Annotated in this window: 11 protein-coding genes and 1 tRNA gene; 7 read left to right on the forward strand and 5 right to left on the reverse strand. The window is 41.8% G+C overall.

Annotated features, from left to right (window positions below; all coding sequences use genetic code 11):
• The first annotated feature begins 419 nt into the window (after window positions 1-419).
• The 4 genes from ACWQ4X_RS04245 to ACWQ4X_RS04260 all read left to right on the forward strand — a co-directional run bounded on the left by ACWQ4X_RS04245 (window position 420) and on the right by ACWQ4X_RS04260 (window position 2,839).
• Complete coding sequence (locus ACWQ4X_RS04245; protein WP_171479190.1) at window positions 420-1,001, forward strand: LysE family translocator; 582 nt, start codon at window positions 420-422, stop codon at window positions 999-1,001.
• A 98-nt stretch (window positions 1,002-1,099) separates the two neighbouring features.
• Entirely contained in the window at window positions 1,100-1,771 is a 672-nt protein-coding gene (locus ACWQ4X_RS04250; RefSeq protein WP_457902834.1) for a CsgG/HfaB family protein, read from the forward strand.
• 13 nt (window positions 1,772-1,784) lie between these two features.
• Entirely contained in the window at window positions 1,785-2,162 is a 378-nt protein-coding gene (locus tag ACWQ4X_RS04255) for a DUF4810 domain-containing protein (RefSeq protein ID WP_457902835.1), read from the forward strand.
• A complete protein-coding gene (locus ACWQ4X_RS04260; RefSeq protein WP_457902836.1) occupies window positions 2,159-2,839 on the forward strand; it encodes a DUF799 domain-containing protein in 681 nt (226 codons plus the stop codon). Before ACWQ4X_RS04255 ends, ACWQ4X_RS04260 begins: the two co-directional genes overlap by 4 nt.
• 152 nt (window positions 2,840-2,991) lie before the next feature.
• Here ACWQ4X_RS04260 and ACWQ4X_RS04265 read toward each other — a convergent pair whose 3' ends face one another.
• From ACWQ4X_RS04265 to ACWQ4X_RS04275, 3 genes are all read right to left on the reverse strand, one after another.
• On the reverse strand, window positions 2,992-3,960 hold the full coding sequence (locus ACWQ4X_RS04265) for an MBL fold metallo-hydrolase (RefSeq protein ID WP_457902911.1): 969 nt from the start codon (window positions 3,958-3,960) through the stop codon (window positions 2,992-2,994).
• A gap of 283 nt (window positions 3,961-4,243) precedes the next feature.
• Window positions 4,244-4,316: transfer RNA gene (locus tag ACWQ4X_RS04270), tRNA-Arg, on the reverse strand.
• A gap of 84 nt (window positions 4,317-4,400) precedes the next feature.
• Window positions 4,401-5,756: an amino acid permease gene (locus ACWQ4X_RS04275; protein WP_457902837.1), complete on the reverse strand. Its 1,356-nt coding sequence runs from the start codon at window positions 5,754-5,756 to the stop codon at window positions 4,401-4,403.
• A gap of 316 nt (window positions 5,757-6,072) precedes the next feature.
• Between ACWQ4X_RS04275 and prpF the strand changes: the two genes are divergently transcribed.
• From prpF to ACWQ4X_RS04290, 3 genes are all read left to right on the forward strand, one after another.
• The gene (gene prpF, locus ACWQ4X_RS04280; protein WP_457902838.1) at window positions 6,073-7,263 is read left to right on the forward strand and encodes a 2-methylaconitate cis-trans isomerase PrpF; all 1,191 of its coding nucleotides are present in this window, start codon (window positions 6,073-6,075) and stop codon (window positions 7,261-7,263) included.
• Window positions 7,264-7,461: 198 nt separating this feature from the next.
• Complete coding sequence (locus tag ACWQ4X_RS04285; protein ID WP_457902839.1) at window positions 7,462-8,433, forward strand: diguanylate cyclase domain-containing protein; 972 nt, start codon at window positions 7,462-7,464, stop codon at window positions 8,431-8,433.
• 244 nt (window positions 8,434-8,677) lie between these two features.
• Window positions 8,678-9,586 (forward strand): polyprenyl synthetase family protein, encoded by a 909-nt coding sequence (locus ACWQ4X_RS04290; RefSeq protein WP_100242515.1) that lies wholly within the window; start codon window positions 8,678-8,680, stop codon window positions 9,584-9,586.
• Window positions 9,587-9,696: 110 nt separating this feature from the next.
• On the opposite strand, the gene putP is transcribed toward ACWQ4X_RS04290, so the two are convergent.
• Both putP and ACWQ4X_RS04300 read right to left on the reverse strand, forming a co-directional pair.
• Window positions 9,697-11,187 carry a sodium/proline symporter PutP gene (gene putP, locus ACWQ4X_RS04295; RefSeq protein WP_457902840.1) on the reverse strand — a complete coding sequence of 497 codons (1,491 nt, stop codon included), beginning with the start codon at window positions 11,185-11,187 and terminating at the stop codon, window positions 9,697-9,699.
• Window positions 11,188-11,390: 203 nt separating this feature from the next.
• Complete coding sequence (locus ACWQ4X_RS04300; RefSeq protein WP_100242517.1) at window positions 11,391-12,245, reverse strand: SPFH domain-containing protein; 855 nt, start codon at window positions 12,243-12,245, stop codon at window positions 11,391-11,393.
• Window positions 12,246-12,256: the final 11 nt, after the last annotated feature.

The raw sequence follows: 12,256 nt of genomic DNA on the forward strand, positions 1-12,256 counted from the left end.
ATATTTTGAGTATGTGATTATGTATAGAAAAAAGCTATGAAAGAAATGTGAAGATTTGATGCTAAATTTTGATCAAAAAAATTGTTTTATGGGAAATTTAGAGATGAAAAAGAAATGAAACAATCCTGTGGTATTATTTCAAACATATGAAAGTAAATAATATATTGAGTTTTTGCTCTAACTGGTTGGAATTTATTCAGATAAAGAAAATACTTTACAAGTGTATTGAATTAAGAGTTTTTAGCAATATGAGAATAAACTTCGACTTAAATTTTTGAATCTTTTTATCGCATATAGTGCATTTTTTTGATAGGTTTTGGTGCAGATTTTGTCTAAAATAGTGCACCATTTTTTCTCCCAATGCATCGAGGTGCTCTTTGGAATCGCTGATCATATTAGGTTCAATTACCTTGGCTTTAATGTTAGGTGCCATTAGCCCAGGACCGACTTTTATTTATGTAGCGAAAAACTCGATTGCGATTTCACGTAAACATGGCTTGTTTACGGCACTGGGGACGGGGACAGGTGCTGCATTATTTGGCTTGTTGGCCGTCATGGGGCTACAAGCGATTTTACTGGCTGTGCCTTCTGCCTATTTGGTTTTAAAAGTTTGTGGTGGTTTATATTTACTTTGGATTGCCTATAAAATTATCAAGCATGCCAAAGAGCCAATGGATAGTCCGAATGGTTCGGCTGAACCTATGAGCTACAAGCAAGCCTATCGTTTAGGTTTGATCACACAAATGAGTAATCCGAAAATTGCGGTAATCTTAGCCAGTATTTTCACGGCCTTATTGCCGAAAGACATTCCAACTTATTTCTATGTGGTTTTGCCAATGCTGTGCTTCTTTATTGATGCAGGCTGGTATTCGCTGGTTGCCGTTGCCTTATCGGCAGAAGGTCCACGCAAAGTTTATCTAAAATCGAAAGCCCTGTTTGACCGTGTCGCAGGTGGGGTAATGACCGTACTGGGTCTTAAACTGATTTTTGGGATGAAGTAATAGATTCGGAATCTTAATTCGTCATTCTCTATATGTTACTAGAGTGTAACTTGCTATAATCCCGCCGATTTTTTTAATAAATATCAGCGGGATAAATCTTGAAAAAAATTATTTTTACAGCAGTTTTTAGCAGCTTAACCTTATCTGCATGTTCAACCACAGAAACCTCCAAAACGATTCAAGCGCCTCAAGTCACAGCGGCAGTTGCAACTGTAAAATATACTGGCGTTAAAACACCTGTTTCAGTGGGTAAATTTGACAACCGTTCAAGCTATATGCGCGGAATTTTCTCGGATAATGTTGACCGTTTAGGTGGTCAGGCAAAAACCATTTTAGAGACTCATTTACAACAATCAGGTTATTTCTCGGTATTAAACCGCGACAATTTGGCTGAGTTACAACAAGAAGCAGGCTTTACCAAATCTTCACAAGCGATTAAAGGCGCACGTTATGTCTTAACCGGTGATGTTTCTGAATTTGGCCGTAAAGAAGTGGGTGACCATCAACTGTTTGGTATTTTGGGGCGTGGTAAAACGCAAATTGCGTATGCCAAAGTGAACTTAAATATTGTCGATGTTAAGACTGCGGAAATTGTTCATTCCGTTCAAGGCGCGGGCGAGTATGCATTAAGCGAGCGCGAAGTACTCGGTTTTGGCTCTACCGCTTCTTATGATTCAACTCTAAACGGTAAAGTTTTAGATTTGGCAGTGCGTGAAGCGGTGAATAACTTGGTCTTAGATATTCAAACCAATACATGGTCTGCGCAGTGATTGGTTGGAAGCAATGAAAAAAATAGGATTAATTTTAGCTACGCTTTGCAGCATGACATTGGTTGGCTGTGTTTCGGCGCCGAAGTCTCTCTATAGCTGGGGGCAATACCCGCAGCAAACTTATCTGATGCTGAGTGTGCCAGAGAAGACCTCTCCGCAAGAACAGATTGCTCAACTTGAAAAAGATATTGAAAAAGCGAAAGCCAAAAATGCAGCCGTGCCACCAGGTTTATATGCGCATCTTGGCTTATTAAACTTGAATATCAATAATGGACCGCGCGCGATTCAATATTTTGAGCTTGAGCGTCAAACTTACCCAGAATCGACAGTCCTGATGGATCGACTATTGAATAAGATGACAGCTCAATCTGTTGCGGGGAGTGTGAAATGAAGATTCTTAAGCAACTTTTCATATTGGGTCTTGCTGCAACATTGTTGACGGGCTGTGTAACCACGCCAAAAAATAACCGTGATTTATCAGCATATACAGCCAACATGCCGAAATCAATTTTAGTGTTGCCACCGGTGAATGAGTCTCCTGATACACGGGCAACTTATGGATATTGGTCTACCGTAACTTTGCCTGTGGCAGAAGCGGGTTATTACGTGTTTCCAATTTCTGTGGTGGATACGCTATTTAAAGAAAATGGCGTAACCAATGGTTATGATGCCCAGCAAATTCCAATTCAGAAGCTGAATGAAATTTTTGGCGCTGATGCAGCACTGTATGTCAAAGTCAAAGAATATGGTTCTAAGTATCAAGTCATTCAATCGACGTCTACCGTTGCGGTTGAGGCTAAATTGGTCGATTTAAAAACGGGTGCTTTATTATGGGAAGGTCAGGAGAAAATCCAACAAGCCAATAATAATAGTAATGCTGGTTTGGTTGGAATGCTGGTTGGTGCTTTGGTGGATCAGATTGCCAATCATTTGTCCGATAAGGCATACGTACTTTCGAATAGTGTGAGTGTGCAGCTTTGTGCACCACAGTTAGCTCAACAAAAAGGGCTATTGTATGGGCCTCGTTCTCCGAATTTTGCACAAAATGCCTTAAGTCCTCAGCAATAATCAAAATCCCCTCAAGTGAGGGGATTTTTTTGATGAAGCGCTCAAATTAATTTACTTCAAGAGATCAATGATCTTCAGTTAGTTCACCAAGACGATTAAATCCATGCTATTGCTCACGCTTATTTCTGAGTAAGAGTCATCATCGCTCACAATTAATCTTTAAAGTGCACGGGAATCCATTGATAGCTTTTTCCATCCGCAGAGTAGATGTGTCCAATCCCCGGGAAAGGTAAATGCGGTGCTGCAATGGTTTCGCCATTTTTCGCATATTCAGCAAACTGTTTTAAACGCGTTGCTACTGCCTGTTTAGGGTCTACATCAAAATCTATCGCAGTTTCTGGTTTGTCGAATTGCACCGTATGCGAATGCACAATATCGCCAATAAATACCACGGTTTCGTCTGTAGTTTTTAGTTCATAGCTAAAATGTCCCGGTGTATGTCCCGGGGTGCTAATCACTTTAAAGTTTTTAATGTTATCTCCCAATTGATAGGTTTTGAAACGTTGCTGAGCTTGATAGGGAGCAATGGCTGCTTTAATTTTTTCCACCGTGGCGAGAAAGCCAGCCTGTTTCTCTTTCGGAAGTTGCTTGACCTGTTTCGGGTTTAGCCAAAAATTAGCTTCAGAATCGGAAACATAGACCGTTGCATTCGGGAAATTAGCGACGCCATTCTTGCTAATCCCACAGACGTGATCTGGATGAAGATGTGTCAGCAAAATGGTATCCACCTGTTCTGGTTGATAACCTGAGGCTTTGAGATTGCTTAACACGGAACCTAAATGTGAGCCAAAACAACTCGCAGCACCACTGTCGATCAATACTAGAGAATGCCCTGTATTCACTAAAAATGCATTAATTGAGGTCTGTACCCCTTTTTCTTGGTCTGCATAGTATTTCTTTAAAATTTCATGTACATCTTTTTCAGGCAGATTTTTAAATAGCGTAGGCGAGAGGAAATTTGTCCCATCTAAAAGCGCTGTGATTTGCGCATGACCTGCTTGATATTGATAGTAGCCTGCAACTTGCTGCTGTTGCTGGATTGGCGCAGGTGGGGACGTGGCAAATGTATGAAGACTTATTAAGCTGGTGCTGAAAAGGAGGGATGCGAGTATTTTATTCATATCAATCTTGGCAATCTTTTGTTGGCGTTGCTTAATTTTTAGCATGTAAATTTTTTTTCATCAATTTGAAGATTGATTTTTAAAAGAAATCTGAATGAAGGTGTGTGGATTAAGTTTTAAAGATCCGCCAAGTCTGCGTGGTATTGAGAAGTATATATAAATTGTTGGTGCGAATTTAGAAGTTGAGTCGAATTCCAATCACTGGGGAAGGGAAAGAGATATCCAGTAACTTTCAATTTTTGTATGTATATAGGTATTTTAAAATACTACTTTTAAAAATATGTGCGCCCTGCGGGACTCGAACCCACGTCGGTCGCTTAGGAGGCAACTGCTCTATCCAGTTAAGCTAAGGGCGCAAAACGGGAATAATGTAACTGATTTTAAAGTAAAAAAAAAGTTATTGTCGAAACAATAACTTTTTAATTCCGTACATAAGCTACTTAGCTTTTGCTTGGTTTAATGATCTTAAAGAAGATGAGCATGAGCACAATCCACGCTGGCAACATCAATACAGATTCTTTAAAGCCTTGAGTCCACATAATGTAAAGAACAAGTGCAATAAAGATCAGGACCAAATAGTTGCTGATTGGAGACCAAAGTGAAGGGAATTTGGTTTGAGTCGCTGTTGCTTTCATCGCTTGACGGAATTTCAAGTGTGTCAAGCTAATCATTGCCCAGTTCAGAACTAGAGCACCAACCACGATATACATCAAATGACCCAGTGCATCTTCAGGTACGAAGTAGTTCAACAATACGCAACCGAAAATCAGCAATGCAGAGAACAGTACTGCAGGAACTGGCACGCCTTGTTTGTTCACTTTCAAGAAAACTTTTGGCGCATTTCCTTGTTCCGCTAAACCAAACAACATACGGCTGTTCGCGTACATACCACTGTTATAAACCGACAATGCAGCAGTCAAGATAATGAAGTTCAGTAAATGTGCAGCCCATTGAATGCCCATTTGGCTAAAAATCATCACGAATGGACTTTTATCCAAACCACCTAAATCTAGCGCATTCCAAGGCACTAAAGACAACAGAATTGTCAATGAGCCAACATAGAAAATCAGCACACGGAAAACGACTTGGTTAATGGCTTTAGGAATAGTTGTTTCTGGGTCTTTCGCTTCTGCGGCTGCCATCCCGATCAGTTCAATCCCCCCAAAGGCGAACATCAAGAAAGCCAACATGTAGAATAAGCCTTCAAAACCATTCGGGAAGAATCCACCATGAGTCCAAAGGTTACTAAATGAAGCTGTAGAAGTGGCATCTGCAGTTAATAATAAATATAAACCGAAGACGATCATGGAAATAACCGCAGCAACTTTAATGATTGCTAACCAGAATTCCGATTCGCCGTAGAACTTCACATTACTTAAGTTAATGAGGGTAATGACAATAAAGAAGAACAGTACGGAAGCCCAAGCAGGAATATGAGGCCACCAGTAATTAATATATTTAGCAACCGCAGTCAGCTCGGTCATGGCCACTAAAATATACAGAATCCAGTAATTCCAACCAGCAAGGAAGCCAGGGAATTTTCCCCAGTATTGATAAGCAAAATGACTAAATGAACCTGCTACTGGTTCATGGACAATCATTTCCCCTAATTGACGCATAATCAAAAATGCAATTAAACCACCAATGGCATAACCTAGAATGATGGATGGACCTGCAGATTGAATAACCTGTGCGGAACCTAAGAATAAGCCTGTACCAATTGCGCCACCCATGGCGATAAGTTGGATGTGACGGTTCTTTAAGCCACGCTGAAGTTGTGAAGAGTTATTGTTCAAAGTTCTCAGCCCGACGATGAATGTGTATGGATTGTAAAGGATTGATTACACTTAGCCTAGTAGATGAACGATCGGTCAAATCATTTCACTAGGATTATTTCTTTTTTTGCATATAAAATTGAATGATGAATCAATTGTTTAGATTTATTTAAAAAATGACTCTATCGTTCTGAGTGATGTCAAAAAAATGATCAAGCGTTGCTTTTTTATACTTAAGTCCTGCAAGAACATTTTTTTCCATAAAAAGCAGTATGATGGATACGGTTTAAATTGATCAAATATTGCAAAACAGCCAATCAGGAAGGATTGAACGACAATGAGTTTCGCTCCACAGATTAAAATCCCCGCAACCTATATGCGTGGTGGTACAAGCAAGGGTATATTTTTTAAGTGTGATGATTTGCCAGAAGCGGCTCAAGTCGCAGGTAAAATTCGAGATCAAATTTTATTACGAGTGATTGGTAGTCCAGATCCTTATGCCAAGCAAATTGATGGCATGGGCGGCGCAACCTCAAGTACCAGCAAAACCGTAATTTTGGCGAAAAGCACGCAAGCTGAGCATGATGTGGATTATCTGTTTGGACAGGTTTCGATTGATCAACCTTTTGTGGATTGGAGCGGCAACTGTGGCAACTTAACCGCTGCGGTTGGTTCATTTGCGATTTCCAACGGGCTGGTCGATGCAGCACGTATTCCTGAAAATGGCATTTGTACGGTACGTATCTGGCAGGTGAATATTCAAAAAACCATCATTGCCCATGTCCCAATCACCCATGGACAAGTACAAGAAACAGGGGATTTTGAACTTGATGGCGTGACTTTCCCTGCGGCGGAAGTACAAATTGAATTTTTAGATCCTGCGGATGATGGCGAAGATGGCGGTGCTATGTTCCCAACAGGCAATCTGGTCGATACGTTGGACGTTCCAAACATTGGCTCATTCCCTGCAACATTTATTAATGCAGGGATTCCAACCATATTCTTAAATGCCGAAGACATTGGTTACATCGGTACAGAATTGCAAGAAGCCATCAATGGGGATGCGGAAGCGTTGAAGCGTTTTGAAACCATTCGTGCTTATGGTGCAAAACAGATGGGCTTGATTCAAGACATCGCAGAAGCAGCAACACGCCAACATACCCCAAAAATCGCGTTTGTGTCTAAACCGAAAGCCTATGTCTCTTCCAGCGGTAAAGCCATTACTGAACTGGATACCGATTTATTGGTACGCGCACTGTCTATGGGGAAACTGCATCATGCCATGATGGGGACAGCAGCAGTTGCGATTGGTACAGCGGCAGCAATTCCAGGCACTTTGGTGAACTTGGCTGCGGGTGGGGGTGAACGCGAAGCGGTACGTTTCGGGCATCCATCAGGCACATTACGTGTTGGAGCGCAGGCTATTTTAGAAAATGGTCAGTGGCAAGTGAAAAAAGCCATTATGAGCCGTAGTGCACGTGTCTTGATGGAAGGTTGGGTGCGTGTACCTGAGGATTGCTTGAAATAAGCTTTCTACGCATTCTATTCAAAAGCCCTTATCCAGTTGATAGGGGCTTTTTTTATAACTTATGCAAAATAAAGAATAAGCAAATCTTAAATTTATATATATTTTATATTCATAAACTATGCGTAATTTATTAGAAATTTTATATCTCTAATTTTGATAGCATTTTGCATAGCTTTAACCTGAAAAAATGTATTGATTATGGTTGCTCATTCTATTCAAAACAAAGTTGAAATTGATGCTCATGAAGTATTGAACGCTCTGCCGATGGCAACAGCTTTACTCTCACCGACGGGAGAAATTTTGTTTGCCAATCATTTTTTTGCAGATAGCTTTGCGGTTTCAGTCGAGCAGATTCAGTTCCAGCATTTATCTCAGTTTTCGGAGGATTGCGCTCAGGTCTTTGCGCAAAACATGCTGCGTTTTAAGCAGGGATTGTCTGTAGAGCCGTTTGAATATCAATTCTATGGTCGTTATTACTGGGTAATGCTGAAACCGAATTATGCCGAGAGTGGTGAAGTGCAATCGGTGCTTCTCTGTAGTTCCGATATTTCAGATTTAAAGCACAATCAAATTCAACTCGAAGCTAAAAATCTTGAGCTGAGACGCATCAGTGAAAAAGATCATTTAACAGGCTTGGCCAATCGTCGTGCCTTTGATTTGAAATTAAAGCATTATTTGCATGGCATCACCCAGAATGAAACTACAGAACTGACGCTCTTGCTGCTAGATGTCGACAATTTTAAGCAACTGAATGATCGTTATGGGCATAGTTTGGGGGATGATGTACTTAAAGCCTTGGCACGGACGTTACTCAATGTCAGTTCAATTGAAGTCACCCGTAATATTTACCGTGTCGGTGGAGAAGAGTTCGCTATTTTGTTGCCGAATCAGTCTTTACAACAAGGTTGTGAGCAAGCCGAGTTGTATCGCACCGCAATTGAAGTCTTAGGGCAACATTTCCGCGGACAAACACTGCATGATTTCTCTATTTCAGTGGGGGTGGTGCATAGCTCAGAGTTTATGTTTGCCCGTCGTATGTATGAGCTGGCCGATGAAGCCTTATATTGTGCCAAAAGCAGTCGTAAAAACTGTGTCTATTATACCGACCATAGTACCTGCTATTCCTATCCCGACCATAAGCCGTGCTGTAAGGGGCAATCCTGTACTTAAAGACTTTATCTGATGCGTCTATGGTTTACTATTTTAACATTTTAAAAAGACTGTTCAGACGAGGGGCTTTCGGATAAGAGCAAAGCGATGTTTTGCATACAGAAAGATCAAATTAACTTTTCATTAAATTGAGTGCAAGGTGTATGGCGACAATCGCATTTAGCGTACAATCACGGACAATCCGAACTTTGATGGTCGTACAGCAGCAGACTAGGGCTGTATAGCAAAAATACTCGAGGCAAATGTGTCATCTCTAACCGACGTACAAAATAATACCTTGCAACAAGCGCAACAACAGATTCAGCAAGACTTACTTGCTGCATTACAGGCTTTTTCTTTACCAGAGCCGTTAAAAAGTGCAGTGCATCATGCGGTGATGTTGGGTGGCAAAAGAGTACGTCCAGCGTTGTGTTATGCCACGGCTGCCATTCGCCCGAACCAGAATCAGGCGGCAGTACGTCGTGCGGCAGTTGCAGTCGAACTAATTCATTGTTATTCCTTGGCGCATGATGACTTGCCCTGTATGGACAATGATCAATTGCGTCGTGGGCAGCCGACTTGTCATGTGGCGTATGGGGAAGACACCGCGCTTTTAGCGGGGGATATTCTGCAGTCTATGGCATTTGAAGTGCTGGGGAGTCGTTTGTTTGATCAGGGTGAAGCTGTTGATCAGTCTGTGATTCTGAAACAAATGCAAATTCTGGCGACCGCTTCTTCAAAAATGGTCTGTGGGCAGGTGTTGGATTTACAGGCTGAAGGCAAGCAAATTGATCAGCAGGCTTTGGAAAATATTCACCGCAATAAAACCGGTGCCTTAATTACCGCAGCAATTATGATGGCGGCTGTGACCATTTTTGCGGGTACAGACCCTGCAATTCCACAATTACGCCAATATGGGCAAAACATAGGATTGGCTTTCCAAGTGCAAGACGACATCTTGGATATTATTGCCAACACCGAACAGCTCGGTAAGACAGCTGGGAAAGATGAGCAAGTAGAAAAATCGACTTATCCTGCATTAATGGGCTTAGAGCAAGCCAAAGCATATGCGCAAACCTTGCATGATCAAGCTTTTGCAGCGTTGCAGTTTTTTGAAGGGCAGGCACAAGAATTAGAACAAATTTCTCAGTTCTTATTGGCTAGACAGTTTTAACAGTCAAAGTTCGAACGGAACTGAAAGTGCATTCGGAATCGATTCAATTTAAATGCACTTTAAGGAAAACTCTATATCACCCCTAGGTCATATAGAGTTTTTTTTGACACTTATTTTGATGCTTTGTACAGCTCATCCGCTTGTTCAAAACGCTCAGTAATGTCTGTTTCAGGTGCTTTGCTGAATAGACTGAACACGACAATGGCGATAGTTGCACAGATGAAACCCGGAATAATTTCATAAATACCCGTTGCACCGAAAGCATTCTTCCAGATAATTACTGTGAGTGCACCTGTCACCATACCTGCAAGTGCACCTGTTAAAGTCATGCGCTTCCAGAATAAAGACAAGATGATTAAAGGACCAAACGCCGCACCGAAACCTGCCCAAGCGTATGCCACCAGACCAAGCACTTTGGCATCAGGATTACCTGCCATCCAGATGGCTAATAAGGCAATCAGCAATACCATGAGACGACCTACCCAAACCAATTCTTTTTGTGACGCATTTTTGCGTAAGAATGATTTGTAGAAGTCTTCCGTTAAGGTACTTGAACACACCAAAAGCTGACAGCTTAAGGTACTCATGACTGCTGCTAAAATCGCAGCCAGCACGATACCTGCAACCCAAGGGTTAAACAGCACTTTGGTCAGTTCCATAAATACCGTTTCAGGGTTGGCATTCACCGCAGCAGCATATTCAGGGTGTTGGTGGAAGTAGGCAATACCAAAGAAGCCCGCAGCAACCGCACCTGCAAGGCAGAAGATCATCCAAGCCATACCAATACGACGCGCATTCGGAATAGATTTGACAGAATCGGCTGCCATAAAACGCACGAGAATATGTGGCTGACCAAAGTAACCTAAGCCCCAAGCCATCAATGAGATAATCGCAACGACACTTAAATCACCAAAGAGGTTCATGGCTTGAGGACGAGCTGCTTCAAGTGCCATGGTCAATTCTTGCGTATCGCTAAAGCTGAGCAGGGCAACGATTGGGGTCAAAATCAAGGCAAAAATCATTAAAGTAGCTTGAATGGTGTCAGTCCAGCTCACAGCAAGGAAGCCGCCAATAAATACATAACTGATGGTTGCAATGGCACTAACCCAAAGTGCAGTTGTATAAGACATGCCAAACATGCTTTCGAACAAGCGTGCACCTGCCACCATGCCTGAAGCACAGTAAATGGCGAAGAAAATTAAAATCACAAACGCCGAGACAATACGCAGGACTTTCTTGTGGTCGTTAAAACGATTAGAAAAATAGTCCGGTAAGGTGAGGGCATTATGCTGTACTTCAGTGTGAACGCGTAATCGTCCAGCCACCAATAGCCAGTTTAACCAAGCACCGATGACTAACCCGATCCCGATCCACATTTCTGAAAGACCAGACAAGAAGATTGCGCCAGGTAAGCCCATGAGTAACCAACCACTCATGTCTGATGCACCCGCCGAAAGTGCAGTCACGAAACTTCCTAAACTACGACCACCGAGGATGTAATCGTCAAAGTTGTTGGTTGCGCGGTAAGCCATCAAGCCAATAAAAACCATGGCAATGATATAAAAGAAAAAAGTGATTAAGGTCGGATTCAGTGAACTCATACGCTTATCCTTGGGAGTTAAATCACAAACTGAAATTCTGCTTTTTGTTAATATTGTTACAAAAAGCAAACAATATCCTGAAAATAAGCGCGGGATTTAAACATAAATTCACAAAGTTTTCTGTTTTTTTTATTCTAAAAAAAAGAATAGGCAGTCACAAACTGCCTATTCTACTGAAATGCAAAGGGATATCTTTCGTCGGATTAATTGTGACGACCCATGACACCACGAATGGTATTTAAAACATCCGCAGGCAAGACCACGGTCTTGGCATTATTGGATTTCGCCATGTCTTGCATGGCTTTGACATACTGTTCACCCAATAGATAAGCAACTGGAATTTCTTTATCCCCAACCGCAGAAGAGACCATTTCAATCGCACGTTGTGATGCTTCTGCAAGCACGACTTGTGCTTCTGCATCGCGACGAGAAGCTTCAAGGCGACCATCTGCTTCTAGAATAGCAGCTTGTTTTTCACCATCGGCTTTAGTGACTGTGGCACGACGTTGACGTTCAGCCGCAGCTTGCGCTTCCATAGCCGCTTGCATGGTTGGCGAAGGCTGAATATCTTGAATTTCAACAGTTTTTAAGGTAATCCCCCAGTCCGCAATATCATCTGAAATGGCAGCTTTGAGTTTGGCTTTAATATGATCACGTGAAGAAAGCGCATCATCTAAGTCCATTTCACCCACAATTGAACGTAAAGAGGTTTGGACAAGGTTTTGAATAGCCCATGTGTAGTTTTCAATGCCATACACCGCTTTTTCTGGAGTGGTTAAATTGATGTATGCCACAGCATTCATCAGTAACACTGCGTTATCACGGGTAATCACTTCTTGAGAGGGAATATCTAACACGATATCTTTGGTGGTGACTTTATAAGCCACTTCATCAATATAGGGAATCACAAAGTTTAGACCAGGACTGAGTGTCACATGGTATTTACCTAAACGTTGTACAATCCATTTGTAACCTTGAGGCACAATACGTACCCCTTTAAAAATGGTCACGCCGACGAAGGCTAACAACGCAATAACAATAATAGATCCCGCTGACATAGTTTCACTCG

The sequence above is a fragment of the Acinetobacter sp. NigerLNRRAM0016 genome, assembly GCF_054112845.1.

Coding starts and splice junctions, on each gene's coding strand:
- ACWQ4X_RS04245 (WP_171479190.1), top strand. CDS start 420: ATGTTAGGTGCCATTAGCCCAGGACCGACTTTTATTTATGTAGCGAAA.
- ACWQ4X_RS04260 (WP_457902836.1), top strand. CDS start 2,159: ATGAAGATTCTTAAGCAACTTTTCATATTGGGTCTTGCTGCAACATTG.
- putP (WP_457902840.1), bottom strand. CDS start 11,187: ATGAGTTCACTGAATCCGACCTTAATCACTTTTTTCTTTTATATCATT.
- prpF (WP_457902838.1), top strand. CDS start 6,073: ATGAGTTTCGCTCCACAGATTAAAATCCCCGCAACCTATATGCGTGGT.
- ACWQ4X_RS04285 (WP_457902839.1), top strand. CDS start 7,462: ATGGTTGCTCATTCTATTCAAAACAAAGTTGAAATTGATGCTCATGAA.
- ACWQ4X_RS04255 (WP_457902835.1), top strand. CDS start 1,785: ATGAAAAAAATAGGATTAATTTTAGCTACGCTTTGCAGCATGACATTG.
- ACWQ4X_RS04300 (WP_100242517.1), bottom strand. CDS start 12,245: ATGTCAGCGGGATCTATTATTGTTATTGCGTTGTTAGCCTTCGTCGGC.
- ACWQ4X_RS04265 (WP_457902911.1), bottom strand. CDS start 3,960: ATGAATAAAATACTCGCATCCCTCCTTTTCAGCACCAGCTTAATAAGT.